Source organism: Micromonospora sp. CNZ309 (assembly GCF_002846525.1).
Map to the genome: position 1 here is coordinate 897,883 of NZ_PJNG01000001.1, position 13,362 is coordinate 911,244.

The 13,362-nt window shown below is 74.8% G+C and carries 12 protein-coding genes; 5 read left to right on the forward strand and 7 right to left on the reverse strand.

Annotated features, from left to right (window positions below; genetic code table 11):
* The first annotated feature begins 99 nt into the window (after positions 1–99).
* Positions 100–1,104, forward strand: coding sequence for an alcohol dehydrogenase catalytic domain-containing protein (locus CLT72_RS03305; RefSeq protein WP_199184694.1), 1,005 nt, complete (start codon positions 100–102; stop codon positions 1,102–1,104).
* 55 nt (positions 1,105–1,159) lie between these two features.
* On the opposite strand, the gene CLT72_RS03310 is transcribed toward CLT72_RS03305, so the two are convergent.
* Both CLT72_RS03310 and CLT72_RS03315 read right to left on the reverse strand, forming a co-directional pair.
* Complete coding sequence (locus CLT72_RS03310) at positions 1,160–2,041, reverse strand: sulfite exporter TauE/SafE family protein (RefSeq protein WP_101409459.1); 882 nt, start codon at positions 2,039–2,041, stop codon at positions 1,160–1,162.
* A 91-nt stretch (positions 2,042–2,132) separates the two neighbouring features.
* Positions 2,133–3,536 carry an MBL fold metallo-hydrolase gene (locus CLT72_RS03315; protein WP_101409460.1) on the reverse strand — a complete coding sequence of 468 codons (1,404 nt, stop codon included), beginning with the start codon at positions 3,534–3,536 and terminating at the stop codon, positions 2,133–2,135.
* Positions 3,537–3,822: 286 nt separating this feature from the next.
* Here CLT72_RS03315 and eccB point away from each other — a divergent pair, with 286 nt between their 5' ends.
* The gene (gene eccB, locus CLT72_RS03320) at positions 3,823–5,208 is read left to right on the forward strand and encodes a type VII secretion protein EccB (protein ID WP_101409461.1); all 1,386 of its coding nucleotides are present in this window, start codon (positions 3,823–3,825) and stop codon (positions 5,206–5,208) included.
* 123 nt (positions 5,209–5,331) lie between these two features.
* Here eccB and CLT72_RS03325 read toward each other — a convergent pair whose 3' ends face one another.
* The 5 genes from CLT72_RS03325 to CLT72_RS03345 all read right to left on the reverse strand — a co-directional run bounded on the left by CLT72_RS03325 (position 5,332) and on the right by CLT72_RS03345 (position 10,004).
* Complete coding sequence (locus CLT72_RS03325) at positions 5,332–5,937, reverse strand: class I SAM-dependent methyltransferase (RefSeq protein WP_101409462.1); 606 nt, start codon at positions 5,935–5,937, stop codon at positions 5,332–5,334.
* A 242-nt stretch (positions 5,938–6,179) separates the two neighbouring features.
* Positions 6,180–6,737, reverse strand: a complete 558-nt coding sequence (locus CLT72_RS03330; RefSeq protein ID WP_199184459.1) for a GNAT family N-acetyltransferase — start codon at positions 6,735–6,737, stop codon at positions 6,180–6,182.
* 50 nt (positions 6,738–6,787) lie between these two features.
* Entirely contained in the window at positions 6,788–7,654 is an 867-nt protein-coding gene (locus CLT72_RS03335; protein WP_089000740.1) for a carbohydrate ABC transporter permease, read from the reverse strand.
* Positions 7,654–8,613, reverse strand: coding sequence for a carbohydrate ABC transporter permease (locus CLT72_RS03340; RefSeq protein ID WP_101409464.1), 960 nt, complete (start codon positions 8,611–8,613; stop codon positions 7,654–7,656). The genes CLT72_RS03335 and CLT72_RS03340 overlap by 1 nt, the downstream gene beginning before the upstream one ends.
* Positions 8,610–10,004, reverse strand: coding sequence for an ABC transporter substrate-binding protein (locus CLT72_RS03345; RefSeq protein ID WP_101409465.1), 1,395 nt, complete (start codon positions 10,002–10,004; stop codon positions 8,610–8,612). The genes CLT72_RS03340 and CLT72_RS03345 overlap by 4 nt, the downstream gene beginning before the upstream one ends.
* Before the next feature lie 116 nt (positions 10,005–10,120).
* On the opposite strand from CLT72_RS03345, the gene CLT72_RS03350 reads away from it, so the two are divergent.
* The 3 genes from CLT72_RS03350 to CLT72_RS03360 are packed head-to-tail and all read left to right on the forward strand — an operon-like array spanning position 10,121 to position 13,334.
* On the forward strand, positions 10,121–11,161 hold the full coding sequence (locus CLT72_RS03350) for a zinc-dependent alcohol dehydrogenase (RefSeq protein WP_101409466.1): 1,041 nt from the start codon (positions 10,121–10,123) through the stop codon (positions 11,159–11,161).
* Positions 11,158–11,976 carry a sugar phosphate isomerase/epimerase family protein gene (locus tag CLT72_RS03355; RefSeq protein WP_101409467.1) on the forward strand — a complete coding sequence of 273 codons (819 nt, stop codon included), beginning with the start codon at positions 11,158–11,160 and terminating at the stop codon, positions 11,974–11,976. The genes CLT72_RS03350 and CLT72_RS03355 overlap by 4 nt, the downstream gene beginning before the upstream one ends.
* Complete coding sequence (locus CLT72_RS03360; RefSeq protein ID WP_486484175.1) at positions 11,973–13,334, forward strand: trehalase domain-containing protein; 1,362 nt, start codon at positions 11,973–11,975, stop codon at positions 13,332–13,334. The genes CLT72_RS03355 and CLT72_RS03360 overlap by 4 nt, the downstream gene beginning before the upstream one ends.
* Positions 13,335–13,362: the final 28 nt, after the last annotated feature.

The window sequence follows — 13,362 nt, forward strand, 5'->3', positions numbered from 1 at the left end:
TCCCGTCGGTCGGCACGCGCATTCCTGCCGCGCGGGCGGGTATGCGTGCCCGTCGAGGGCCGCCGACGGGGGCCGGACAGGGAGGGCGCGGTGGCGGACATGCTGGCCGGACGGCTGCACCTGGCGGAGCGGGCGTTGCGGATGGAGTCGGTGCCGGTGCCCGAACCGCGGGACGGGCAGGTGCGGATCAGGGTCGAGGCGGCCGGGGTCTGCCTCTCGGACGTGCACCTGATCGACGGCACCCTCACGCCGCTGTACCTGCCCGGCGACGTGGTGACCCTCGGGCACGAGGTGGCCGGGGTCGTCGACGCGTTCGGCGACGACGTCGAGGGCTGGGCGCCCGGTCAGCGGGTGCTGCTCCAGGCGGGGGAGCGGGACCGGCGCGGCACCGTGCTGACCCGGGGCGTGGACTACGACGGCGGCTGGGCCGAGTACGCCGTGGCGAGCGAGAGCACGGTGGTGCCGATCCCGGACGACCTCCCCTTCGAGCAGGCCTGCGTCATACCCGACGCGGTCTCCACCCCCTGGGCGGCGGTGACGGACACCGCGCGCACCCGCCCCGGCGAGGCGGTCGGGGTGTGGGGCGTGGGTGGGCTGGGCGCGCACGCCGTGCAGTTGCTCCGCCTGGTCGGCGCGGCCCCGGTGATCGCCGTGGAGCCACTGGCGGCGGCGCGCGAGCGGGCGGTGGCCCTGGGGGCCGACGCGGTGCTCGACCCGGCCGACCCCGCCCTCCGCGACGCCGTGCTGGAGCTGACGGGCGGGCGGGGGCTGGACGTGGCGTTCGACTTCGCCGGCGTCACCGCCGTGCGCGAGCAGGCGCTGACCGTGTTGGGCCGCCGGGGCCGGCTGGTGCTCGCGGGCATCGCCAACAAGCCGGTGACGATCGCGTCGGACAGCCCGTTCACCTACTTCCAGCAGGCGGTGCTCGGCCACTACGGCTCGGAGGGCGAGCACGTCGAGCAGTTGGTGTCGCTGGCCCGGCAGGGACGACTCGACCTGGCGGCGTCGATCAGCGACGTGCTGCCGCTGGCCGACGCGCAGGAGGCGGTGCGTCGGGTGCAGACCAAGCAGGGCAACCCGATCCGGCTGATCCTGCGCCCCTGAGCGGCCGGGACCGTCGGCGTACCGCTGCTCCTCGCGCGGGGGCGGGCGGGGGCGCTCACGGCCGGACGGCCGTCGGGTCGGGCCGGCCGGTACGTCGACGCCGGCGGCGTACCCCGACGATCGCGACCGCCGTCGCCGCGACCGCCGCGCCGAGCGTCCACAGCAGGGGATCCGTCCGCAGGTGTGCGGGCAGTTGCCCGGCCAGGACGAACACGCCCATCGCCGCCACGAACCAGCCGAACGCCCGGCGCAGCACGTCCTCGCGGACGCGCCCGGCCAGCCGGCCGCCGGCGAGGCTGCCGAGCACGGCCGCGGCGGTGACGGCGGTGGCCAGGCCCGGGTCGATGTCGACGGTGGACAGGTAGCCGGCGAGCCCGGCAAACGACTTCATGGCGATGACCACTAGCGAGGTGCCGACCGCGACCGGCATCGGCAGGCCGCCCAGCAGCGCGAGGGCCGGCACCACCAGGAACCCGCCGCCCGCGCCGACCAGCCCGGTGACCAGCCCGACCACGACGCCGTCGAGGAGCACCCGCGCCACGGGCAGCTCACGCCGCTGCCGCCCCGGGCCGTCGCGCCGGCCCCGCAGCATGGCCGTCGCGGTGGCGAGCATCATGACGGCGAAGCCGGCGAGCAGGACGGCGGGCGGGACGAACGCGGCGAGGCGTCCGCCGCCGTACGCGCCGGCCATGCCCGCGGCCCCGAACAGCAGGCCGGTGCGCCATCGGACCCGGCCGGCCCGGGCGTGCGGCAGCGCGCCGACGGCGCTGGTCACCCCGACGACGAGCAGCGAGGTGGCCATCGCCTCCCGGGCCGGCAGGTCGGCCACGTAGACCAGCAGCGGCACGGCGAGGATGGACCCGCCGCCGCCGAGCAGGCCGAGGCTCACCCCGATGAGGACGGCCAGCGCGACGGTCAGCGCGAGGCTGCCGGTCATGGCAGGGGCCGGGGCGTCGGGTGGTCTCCGAGCCGACCGACGAGGGTGGTGGGCAGGGCGTTCGGTGAAGTGGTCATTTCTCCTCGGTCGGTCAGGCGTGGCCGGGGCTCATGGCGACCCCGGCGGCCTCGGCCCGGCCGAACTTGTCGTCGATCACGACGACCTCGCGGCCCGCGTTGGCCAGCAGCGACGCGGCGGCCGTGGCCCGGTACCCGGAGCCGCAGTGCACCCAGACGGTGCCGGCGGGCACCTCGGCGAGGCGCCCGGGCAGGTCGGGCAGGGGGATGTGCACGGCGCCCTCGACGTGACCGGCGGTCCACTCGTTGGTCATCCGGACGTCGAGCACCACGTCCGGGGCGGGCAGCCCCGCCGGGGTGTCGCCGGCCCGGGCGGCGGCCAGCGCGGGAAAGTCGGCCATGCGCAGCTCGCGGAGCTGCCCCGGCTCGGTGGACCACCGGTCGGGGTCGCCGGTGGCCTGGGCGGCCGGCCGGTCGATGCCGATGCGGACCAGTTCGCGCTGGGCGTCGGCGACCTGCTCCTCGGTCTCCGCCAGCAGGGTGAGCGGTGCGCCCCAGTCGATGAGCCAGCCGAGCCAGGTCGACATCGGGCCGTCGAGTCCGAGGGCGACGGTGCCCGCCAGGTGCGACGTGGCGTACGCCTTGCGGTGGCGCAGGTCGACGACCCACTGGCCGGCGGCGATCCGCTCCCGCAGCTCGGCGGCGTCGGCCCGGGCGACCGGGGTGAGGTCCACCGGCGCCGGGCCGGCGAGGTTCGCCACGCCCATGTGGGCGTAGTACGCCGGGTAGGCGTCGAGCCCCGTGAGGGTCTCGGTGACGAAGTCGTCGGCGGCCAGCCGCAGCACGGGGTTCGCCCGCTTCTCCCGGCCGATGGTCGACTCGGGCGCGTCGGACTGGCTGGCGGAGCAGAAGCTGCCGAAGCCGTGGGTGGGCCACACCTCGGCGCCATCGGGCAGCAGGTCGGCCAGGCGCCGGGCCGAGCTGTGCTGGTGGTGGGCGAGTTCGTGGGCGTGCTGCTCGCCGAGCAGGTCGGTGCGCCCGGTGGTGCCGAAGAGCAGCGAGCCGCCGGTGAAGACGCCGACCGGGCGCCAGCCGGAGTCGTCGGCCTCGTCGAGCACGTACGACAGGTGGTGGAACGTGTGCCCCGGGGTGGCGAGCACCCGCAGCCGTAGCGCGCCGGAGACGGGCACGGTGTCGCCGTCGGCGACCGGCGTCCGGTCGAAGTCGACCTCGTCGTCCGCGGCGACGAGGTAGCGGGCACCGGTCAGCCGGGCCAGCTCCAGGCCGCCGGAGACGTAGTCGTTGTGGATGTGGGTCTCCACCACGTGGGTGACACATACACCCTTCTCGCCGGCCAGGTACAGAATTCGGTCGATGTCGCGCTGGGGGTCGACCACGATCGCCACCGTGCCGTCGGAGGCCAGGTAGCTGCGGTCGCCGAGCGAGGACGTCGCGATGACGGACACCTCAACTGCCATTGCCGTACTCCTTGTGGGATCAAATACCCCTGGGGGTATGTGACGGACGAACGTCGGGTGTGCTGACGTGTGCACTCTGTCTACCCGCACACGTCGCTGTCACGCAACGTGTGCGGTGCGTTTCTTTCGGTGGCGGCCAGGCGAGGGTGAGGAAGAGCTTCCCCAGCTCCTCCCCGGTCATCTCCGGGGAGTCGCCCCGCTAGCGGGCGCCGCCGCCACGCAGGGTCCTCGGGGCATCGACGCAACGCTTATCCTGTGCCCCGACCGCCCCACCGGAAGGGATGCGATGCCGTCGCGGCAGGACCAGCTGCACTCGTACCAGTTCACCGTCCAGCGGGCCGTCGCCGCGCTGGTGATGCGGGAGACCGACCCGGCGCAGTCACCGTTCCGGCGGCTCGCCGGCGCCGGTCTGGCCAGCGTGCTGGTCGCGGCCATCGGCCTGGGCGGGTTCGCCCTCTACGGCCTCTTCACGGGGGGCGGCAGCAGCTGGCGCGACCCGGGCGCGGTGATCGTGGAGAAGGAGTCCGGCGCCCGGTTCGTCTACCGGGAGGAGAAGCTGCACCCGGTGCTCAACTACGCCTCGGCCCTGCTGATCATCGGTGCCGAGCGGCCGAAGACGGTGCTCGTCTCCCGTCGCGCCATCGACGGGGTGCCGCGCGGCCTGCCGCTGGGCATCGCCGACGCCCCGGACTCCCTGCCCGCCAAGGGCCGGCTGTCCACCGCGCCGTGGACGGTCTGCTCCGTCCCCGCCGAGGCCGATCGGACGGCGCCCCGCTCGGCGCTGCTGATCGGCGTGCCGGTCGGCGCGGGCCGGGAGCTGGGCGAGGACGCACTCCTGCTGCGCGATCCCGACGGGGGGCTGCACCTCGTCTGGCACCAGCGCCGTTACCTGGTGCGTGACCCCAACCGGGTGCTGGCCGCCCTGGCCGCGACCCGGGCCCGAGCGGTCCCGGTGGCCCCGGCCCTGCTCAACAGCCTGCCCGCCGGCGCCGACCTCGCCCCGCTGACCCTGCCCGACGAGGGGGAGCGCTCCGCGCGGGTGTCCGGGGCGCGGATCGGCGACGTCTACCTGGTGCGCAACTCCGGCGGCGGCCGGCAGTACGCCGTCGCGCTGCGCGACGGCCTCGCCGGCATCACCGAGTTGCAGGCCGGCCTGCTGCTCGCCCGCACGGGCCAGGGCGAGCCGGAGCCGATCACGCTCGGGCGGTTCGCGGCGCTGCCCAAGCTGGCCGACCTCGCCCCGACAGGACCGACCGCCCCGCCGACCGCACCGCCCCGGCTCGCCACCGCCGACGGGGCGGCGCTCTGTGCCCGGGTGGGCGACGACGGCGGCGTCACCGAGGTCCGGCTCGGCGTACGACTGCCGGACCTCGCGGCCGCGCCGCGCACCGCCCCGGCGGCGGGTGGTGGGGTGCGCGCCGACCACGTCGTGGTGGAGCCGGGCCGGGGCGCGGTGGTCGAGGCGGTCGCGGCGCCCGGCGCGACCGGCGGCGCGATCTCCGTGGTCACCGACCTGGGCCGGCGCTACGTCCTCGCCGGCGGCGACGTGCTCGGCGCGCTCGGCTACCGCGACGTGCGTCCGGTGCGGCTGCCGGCCGGCCTGGTGGCGATGGTGCCCGCCGGCGCCACGCTCGACCCGGCCGCCGCGCGGGTCGTCGCCGCCCCGGCCTGAGCGCGCCCGTCCACCGGCGGGCACCCACCGGCGGGCACCCACCGGCGGGCACCCACCGGCCTCGGCGCGGCCTCGCGTCGACGGCGAACGGCCGCGCCGGCCGGTCGCGGCCCCCGTCCAGGGTCAGGCGGCGGGGCGGCGCAGCACCGTGACGGCGAAGTCGGCGTCGTCGCGCCACGGGCGTAGGTCCCACGTGGCGAAGCGGTGCTCCAGCCGCAGGCCGGCGGCGACCGCGTCGGCGTCGAAGCCGGTCAGCGGGTAGCCCCGGTCGGTGCCGAAGCCGACCGCCAGCACGCCGTCGGGGCGCAGGTGGGCGGCGACGCGGCGCAGCACCTCCCGCTCGGTGCCGGGGGCGACGAAGGCCAGCACGTTGCCGGCCAGCACCGCCGCGTCGAACGGCTCCGGCTCGCCGGCCGCCGCCAGGTCGAGTTCGGTCAGGTCGGCGACCAGCCAGCGCGGGCCGGGGTGATCGGCGCGGGCGGCCTCGACCAGGGCCGGGTCGGCGTCCACCCCGACCACGGCGTGCCCCCGGGCGGCCAGCGCCGCGCCCACCCGGCCGGTGCCGCAGCCGGCGTCGAGGATCCGGGATCCGGGCGCGACCATCGCGTCCAGCAGCCGGGCCTCGCCGGCCAGGTCGGCCCCGTCGGCGGCCAGCCGGCGGAACCGGTCGATGTACCACTGCGAGTGCTCCGGACCGGTCTCGGTCTCCCAACGGGTCGGGTTTCCCATGCCGCCACCGTAGCCGGGCCCCCGATGCTCCGGTGGCGGCGGGGCGGACGGGGACCTCCGTCGGCGACGCGGTGTCCGCCTGCCCGGCGGGCCGCCGCCGACGGCGGTGCAGTCCGCTCGCCCGATACCACACAGGCATTCTTATACCGCACAGGTATCAGCTGTTCCGACAGCGCTGGTTCATCAGCTTGGCGTGCCTCCCAGGTCTTCCGCCTGCCGGAACGCCGCCACGACAGCGACGCCTAGCCGTCGACGCGGGCCGACGAATCGAGCACCCAGTGGTTGGTGCGGAAGAGGCGGCCGGCGAACTCCGTCTGCTCCTCGCCCACGAGGGCGAAGCCGCCCGAGCGGCAGATCGCGTTCGACGCGGCGTTCGTCGTGGCGGGAAAGGCGTGGATGAGGCCCCAGCGGCCATCCGCCCGGGCCAGGTCGAGCACGGCGCGGACGGCCCTGCCGGCCAGGCCCCTGCCCTGGAACTCCGGCGCGACCATCCAGCCGATCTCGGAGACGCCGTCGTGGGCGTACACCGTCACCGTCCCGGCCACCTCGGTGCCGCCGTCCGGGACGATCATCTTGATCCAGGCGCTGCCGTCCCGCACGGTCTCGAGGTCGCGCCGGAGCTGGGCGGACACCCGCTCGCGCGGCTGCGGGCCGCCGAGTTCCGCCATCACAGCGGGATCGCAGCGCAGGCGTACGTAGGCGTCGAGGTCGCCCGGCTGCACGTCGCGCAGCCGCACCCCGGCAGCGGGCGGGGCAGCCGCGGGCGGGGTGCCCGGGACAGCGTCGGGGGAGGCATCCACCCGGCACATCCTCCGTCGACGCCCACCGCGCGGCAACCCCGCCCGCCGGCTCAGCCCTTCTCCGCGCCGCTGGTTAGCCCCTCGGTGAGCAGGCGTTCGCTGGCGAAGAAGAGGATCACGATGGGCAGGGTGAGGATCACCGAGCCGGCCATCAGCACCGTCTTGGGCACCTCGACGCCGTCGGAGAGCTGCGCCAGCCCCAGCGACACCGTCCACCGGTTCGGTTTGTCGACCAGGAACAGCAGGGCGAAGAGGAACTCGTTCCAGGCGATCATGAAGTCGTACAGGGCGACGGCCATGATGGACGGCGCCGCCAGGGGGAGGCTGACCCGGCGGATGATGCCGAGCCGCCCGGCGCCGTCGATGGCCGCCGACTCCTCCAGGCTCACCGGGATGGTCTCGAAGTAGTTGCGCAGCATGTAGACCGACACCGGCAGCGTCTGCGAGATGTAGACGAGCACCAGGCCGAACAGGGAGCCGCGCAGCCCGGCCCGCGTGAAGACCACGAAGAGCGGGATGGCGATGACGATCGACGGGAACAGGTAGACCGCCAGGAACAGGAAGTCGACCTGCCGGCGACCGAAGAACCGCAGCCGGGCGACCGCGTACGCGCCGGGGATCGCCACGGCCAGCGTCAGCAGCGTCGCCGCGACCGCGACCAGCCCGCTGTTGCGCATGAAGGTGAGGAAACCCTGGCCGCCGTCGTCGACGGCCTTCACCACCTCGGCGTACGTGTCGAACGTCAGCTCGCCGAGGCCCACGACCAGGGAGCCTGGGTCGAGCAGCAGCCGCTCGATGGGGCGCACCGAGAGCACCAGCATGTAGTAGAAGGGGAAGACGGTGACCAGCAGGAACGCGGCGATCACCAGCCGGCGCAGCCAGCGCAGGCCCACCGTCTCGATCCGGTCCCGGTCCATCAGCCGTCCCTCCGTCCGCCGAAGAAGCGCAGATACACCACCACGAACACGATGAGCACCACGGCGAGCACGACCGCCTGCGCCGCCGCCGCGCCGATGTCCGTACGCGCGGTCAGGAACTCGTAGACCCGGACGCTGACCACCTCGGTGCCGGCGGCCCCGCCGGTGAGCAGGTAGACGTCGTCGAACTTGTTGAACGTCATGATGAACCGCAGCACGCCCAGCAGGCCGATCACCGGCAGCAACTGCGGCAGCAGGATGTGCCGGAACCGCTGGGAGGGGGTGGCGCCGTCGACCCGGGCGGCCTCCTCCAGCTCGCCGGGCACCGCCTGGAGCCGGGCGAGCAGGAACAGGAAGGCGAAGGGGAAGTAGCGCCACGCCTCGAAGGCGACGACCGTGGCCAGGGCGGTCGACTCCTGCGACAGGAACGGCACCGGGGTGTCCCAGCCGAGGAACCGCCGGCCCCAGTCGTTGACGATGCCGAGCTGCGGGTCGAGCATCACCTGCCAGACGAAGGTGACCGCGACCACCGGCGCCACGTACGGCAGCAGCATCGACGCGCGCACCAGGGTGCGGCCCCGGAACGGCCGGCGGACGACCAGCGCCGCCACCAGGCCGAGCACGATGGAGCCGACGGTGCTGGCCACGGCGTAGACGAGCGTGGTCCACAACGTGTCGGCGAAGCCGGGGGTGTTCAGCACCCGCTCGACGTTGTCCAACGTGAACTCGCCGAACAGCCCGGTGCGGCGCAGCGTGGCCAGGCGTACCCGCTGGAAGGCCAGCACGACGGTCCAGACGATGGGTATGCCGATGACGGCGACCACGACGAGCAGCGTCGGGGCGACCAGCGCGAGCCCGGCGCGGGACTCGCGGCGGCGCAGGGTCAGCGGTCGGCGGCGGGCCGGGGCCGGCCGCTCCCGGGCGGGGGAGCGGCCGGTGCCCGGTGGGGCGGTGGTCAATTGACGCCCGCCTTGATCGCCTCCACGTCCTTCTTCGCCCGTCCGGCGGCCGCGGCGGCGTCGGTCTTGCCGGCGACCACGTCGTTCAGGGCCTTGGGCACCGGCAGCTCGCCGAGGATCGCGCCGACGAGCTTGCCCTGGCCCTGGGTCAGGCCCCACCGCTGGAAGGTGTCGGGGCTGCGGCGCAGGCTCGCGAGCACCTCGTCGCCGTAGACCTCGGCGAGCGGCTTCTTCGTGTCGACCCCGGCCTGGCTGGTGTTCCAGGCGGTGAGGAACTTCTCCGGCTCGGCCGCGGTGCCCTTGCGGACGGGGAAGCGCCCCTCGGGGGACATGCCGAACCAGCGCGGGTAGCCGTCGCCGAGCATGTGCTCCACGAAGGACCCGGCCGGGTCGGCGGCGGCGCCGTCGAGCACCGCCCAGGAGCTGATCTCGCCGTACTGGGCGGGTTCGGTGCCGTTCGGTCCCTTGATCGCGGTGACGAAGCCGCTGTTGCGCGCGAGGAACGTCGGGTCGGCCTGGCACTGCGGGCAGGTCGGCTTGGCGTCGTTTCGCAGGCCGGCCAGCTCGTCGAGGATGAACGGCGACCAGACGAGCATGGCCGCCTTGCCGGCGAAGTAGGTGGCCCGGGTGGTGTCGACGTCCTGCGCGCCCTTGACCGAGCTGGTGCGCATCAGCTCGCCGTAGAACCGGAACGCCTCGACGCACTCGGGCGAGTCCAGCTTCACGGCCCCGGAGTCGTCGGTGAGCTGGCAGTTGTTGGCCAACGCCAGGTGCTCGAAGGTCTGCTGGGTGAACACGTCGCCGGGGGCGGTGGCGGCCGTGATGCCCGCGACGCCCCCGGTGTTGAGTCTCGTCGCGGCGGTGGCGATCCTCTCGTACGTGTCGGGGGCGGGCAGCCCGACGGCGGCGAACAGGTCCTTGCGGTAGACGAGCAGCTGGCCCCAGCCGTCGCTCGGCACGGCGAGCTGCTTCCCGTCGTCCGCCGTCAGCTCCAGGGCGCGCGGCGAGAAGGTCTGCCGGCCGAGGTTCTCGACGACCTCCGCGTTCGCCGAGGCGTGCAGCAGCTCGTTGCCGGCGAGGGTGCGGACGCCGGCGAGCGACACCGAGCCGACGACGTCGGGCAGTTCTCCGGCGGCGGCGCTGGAGGCGATCAGGGACGGGAACTGGTCCTCGTTGACGGTGACCAGGTCGACGGCGATGCCGGTGCTGGCGGTGAAGTCCGCGATGATCGCCTTGGTGGCGGTGACCCGGTCGGCCACGTCCTCCAGGCTCCACACGGTGATCTGCCTGCTGTCGCTGCCGGATTCCTCGTCGCCGCAGGCCAGCAGGCCGGCCCCGGTGACTGCCATGATCAGGGTCGCGGCGAGTATCCGCATCGGAGGTGCTGACATCGGTGGCACTCCTCTCGAAGGGTATGGAACGGATTCAACCCCTTCGATTGATCAATTACAAGACATATGCCGATTTATTGCCTACGATGGAGCCCAGTGCTACCGGGATGTGACTCATGGTCAACTGGGTTGTCTCACTCGCCGGGCCCCGACGGATCAGCCTCGAGCCCTGCCCCCCGGATCCGCTCGGCCCCGGCCAGGTCCGGGTCCGCACCCGCTACTCCGGCATCTCGGCCGGCACGGAGCTCACCCTCTACCGGGGCAGCAATCCCCGACTGAGCAAGGACTGGGACGACGTCAGCCGGATGTTCGTGCCCCGGCAGAGCACCGTGCCGTACCCGCTGGTGGGCTTCGGCTACGAGGAGGTCGGCGAGGTCGTCGAGGTCGCGCCCGACGTGCCCGACCGGCGGGCCGGGCAGGTCGTCTGGGGCATCTGGGGGCACCGCGCCGAGGCCGTCGTGCCCGCCGGCGCCGTGCACCCGCTACCCCCGGACCTGGATCCCCTCGCGGCGGTCTTCGCCCGCCCCGGGGCGATCGCCCTCACCGCCGTGCTCGCCGGCGACCTGCACCTGGGCGACTGGGTGGCGGTCTTCGGGCAGGGCGTCATCGGGCTACTCGCCACCCGGCTCGCCGTCCTCTCCGGCGCGCGGGTGGTCGCCGTCGACCGGGTGCCCGCCCGCCTGGCGCACGCCACCCGGCTCGGGGCCCGGATCGCCGTCGACGCGGGCGTCGAGTCGGCCGCGGCCGTGCTGCGCCGGGCCACCGGCGGCCGGGGCGCCGACGTCTGCCTGGAGCTGTCCGGGGCGTACCCGGCGCTGCACGAGGCGATCCGCTCCACCGCCCATGCCGGCCGCGTCGTGGCCGCCGGCTTCTACCAGGGACAGGCCGACGGGCTCGGCCTGGGTGAGGAGTTCCACCACAACCGGATCCAGCTGGTGGCGGCCCAGGTCTCCGGGCCGACCCCGGCGCCCGGCATGGCCGGCCGGTGGACCGGGGCCCGCGTCGCACACACCTTCATGGACCTGGTGGCCGAGGGCAGCGTCGATCCGCTGCCGCTGGTGAGCCACGTCGTCGACGCGAGCGCGGTGGCCGACGCGCTGGCGCTGCTCGACCGCGGTGACGCTGACGCCCTCCAAGTCGTGCTGAGGTTCCCATGACGATTCCCCTGGCCTGTCAGGAGCAGCTCCTGCCGGGCACCGACCTGATTCAGAAGTACGCGCTCGCCACCGCGCTCGGCTACGACGCCATCGAGCTGCGCGGCGCCGGCGACCTCGGCCTCGCCCGCCGGCTGCCCGAGCTGCGCCGGGCCCGCGCCGCCGGGGTGGTCATGCCCACCGTCTGCGTGGAGATGGACCACTTCATCGGCGACTTCGACCCCGAGCGCTCCCGCGACGCCGTACGCAACCTGCGCTCCCAGCTCTCGGTGATGGCCGAGCTGGGCGGCGTCGGCGCGCTGACCCCGGCCGCGTGGGGGATGTTCTCCCGGCGGCTGCCGCCGTTCGAGCCGCCCCGCCCACCCGCCGGCGACCGGCAGGTGCTCGTCGACGCCCTGGGCGAGCTGGGGGAGCACGCCCGCGCCGAGGGGGTCACCCTCTTCCTGGAACCGCTCAACCGGTACGAGGACCACATGGTCAACCGGCTCGACGACGCCGTCGCCCTCTGCGCGATGGTCGGGCTGCCCTCGGTGCGGGTGGTGGCGGACACCTTCCACATGAACATCGAGGAGGACGACGTGCACCGGGCGCTGCGCGCCGCCGCGCCGTACCTCGGGCACGTGCAGGTCAGCGACTCCAACCGGTTCCAGCCCGGCGCCGGGCACCTCGACTGGCCGGCGCTGGTGCGCACCCTGCTGGAGATCGACTACCGGGGCTGGCTGGCGCTGGAGTGCCGGCTGCGCGGCGACCCAGTACGCGCCCTGCACCAGGCCGCCGCCGTGCTGCGCCACGCCCAGCCCCGGCAGGCGGCGGCGTGAGCACCGGGACAGCCGGCGGCGCGTACACCGCCGACGCCGGGGCCCGCGACGTCGGGGCACTGCGCCGCCTCGCCGTCGCCACCCTCGACGCCAACTGGGAACACGACCACACGGTGCCCTCGCGCACCCTCTACCCGCACCAGTGGAGCTGGGACTCGGCGTTCATCGCGATCGGCTGGTCCCACGTGCGCCCCGAGCGCGCCTGGCGGGAGCTGACCAGCCTGTTCCGGGCCCAGTGGGTCGACGGGCGGGTGCCGCACATCGTGTTCAACCCGGCGCTGCCCGTCGGCTCGTACTTTCCGGGCCCGGAGTTCTGGGCGTCGGGGCTCGCCGAGGGCGCCCCGGCCGTCGCCACCTCCGGGCTGATCCAGCCACCCGTGCACGCGTCCGCCGCCTGGCTGGCGTACCGGCGGTCCCCCGGCGAGGCCGGACGGGCGGCGCTGCGCCGGCTCTACCCCCGGCTGGTGGCCCAGCAGCGCTACCTCGCCACCCGCCGGGACGTCGGCGGGGGCGGGCTGGCCTGCGTCGTGCACCCGTGGGAGTCCGGGCTGGACAACAGCCCCGCCTGGGACGCCCCGTTGGCGGCGGTGCCCGCCGACGCGGCCGTCATGCGCGCGTACCGCCGGCACGACACCGCGCACGCCGACGCCGCGCACCGCCCCACCGACCTCGACTACGCGCGCTACGTCGCGATCGTGGCGTCCTACCGCGAGCGCCGCTACCGCGACGACGACCTCGCCGCCCGGCACCCGTTCCTGGTGGAGTGCCCGCTGGTCAACGCCGCGATGGGCGCCGCCGAGCACGCCCTCGCCCGGATCGCGCCGCTGGCCGGCGCCGACCCCGGCCCGCACCGGGAGCGCGCGGCGCGGATCACCGAGGCCCTGGTGCGCCGGCTGTACGACCCGACGACGGGCACCTTCCAGCCCCGGGACCTGCGCGCCGACCGGCTCGTGCCGGCCCGGACGGTGCTCGGCCTGGCCCCGCTGGTCCTGCCCGACCTGCCCGCGCGGCAGGTGTCGGCGCTGGTCGCCGAGGCCTGCTCGGCCCGCTTCGGGCTGGCCGCCCGGATGGACCGGCCGCTGCCGAGCCACGACCGCACGGCCCCGGACTTCGAGCCGCTGCGCTACTGGCGCGGGCCGAGCTGGATGAACGTCAACTGGCTGGTACGCCGGGGACTGCTGTGCCACGGCCGCCCCGACCTGGCCGCGGGCCTGCGCGACTCGATGATCGAGCTGGTGGCCGGCGCCGGCTGCCACGAGTACTTCCACCCCGACACCGGGGCCGGGCTGGGCTCGCCGGCCTTCGGCTGGACGGCCGCGCTGCTGCTCGACGTCCTCGCCGACGATCCGGCCGGCTGAGCCGACCCGTCCCCGTCAGCTCAACCCG

Bases quoted from the DNA above. Each gene is read 5' to 3' on its own strand.
- CLT72_RS03305 (WP_199184694.1), top strand. From the start codon at position 100: ATGCTGGCCGGACGGCTGCACCTGGCGGAGCGGGCGTTGCGGATGGAG.
- CLT72_RS03310 (WP_101409459.1), bottom strand. From the start codon at position 2,041: ATGACCGGCAGCCTCGCGCTGACCGTCGCGCTGGCCGTCCTCATCGGG.
- CLT72_RS03315 (WP_101409460.1), bottom strand. From the start codon at position 3,536: ATGGCAGTTGAGGTGTCCGTCATCGCGACGTCCTCGCTCGGCGACCGC.
- eccB (WP_101409461.1), top strand. From the start codon at position 3,823: ATGCCGTCGCGGCAGGACCAGCTGCACTCGTACCAGTTCACCGTCCAG.
- CLT72_RS03325 (WP_101409462.1), bottom strand. From the start codon at position 5,937: ATGGGAAACCCGACCCGTTGGGAGACCGAGACCGGTCCGGAGCACTCG.
- CLT72_RS03335 (WP_089000740.1), bottom strand. From the start codon at position 7,654: ATGGACCGGGACCGGATCGAGACGGTGGGCCTGCGCTGGCTGCGCCGG.
- CLT72_RS03345 (WP_101409465.1), bottom strand. From the start codon at position 10,004: ATGTCAGCACCTCCGATGCGGATACTCGCCGCGACCCTGATCATGGCA.
- CLT72_RS03350 (WP_101409466.1), top strand. From the start codon at position 10,121: ATGGTCAACTGGGTTGTCTCACTCGCCGGGCCCCGACGGATCAGCCTC.
- CLT72_RS03355 (WP_101409467.1), top strand. From the start codon at position 11,158: ATGACGATTCCCCTGGCCTGTCAGGAGCAGCTCCTGCCGGGCACCGAC.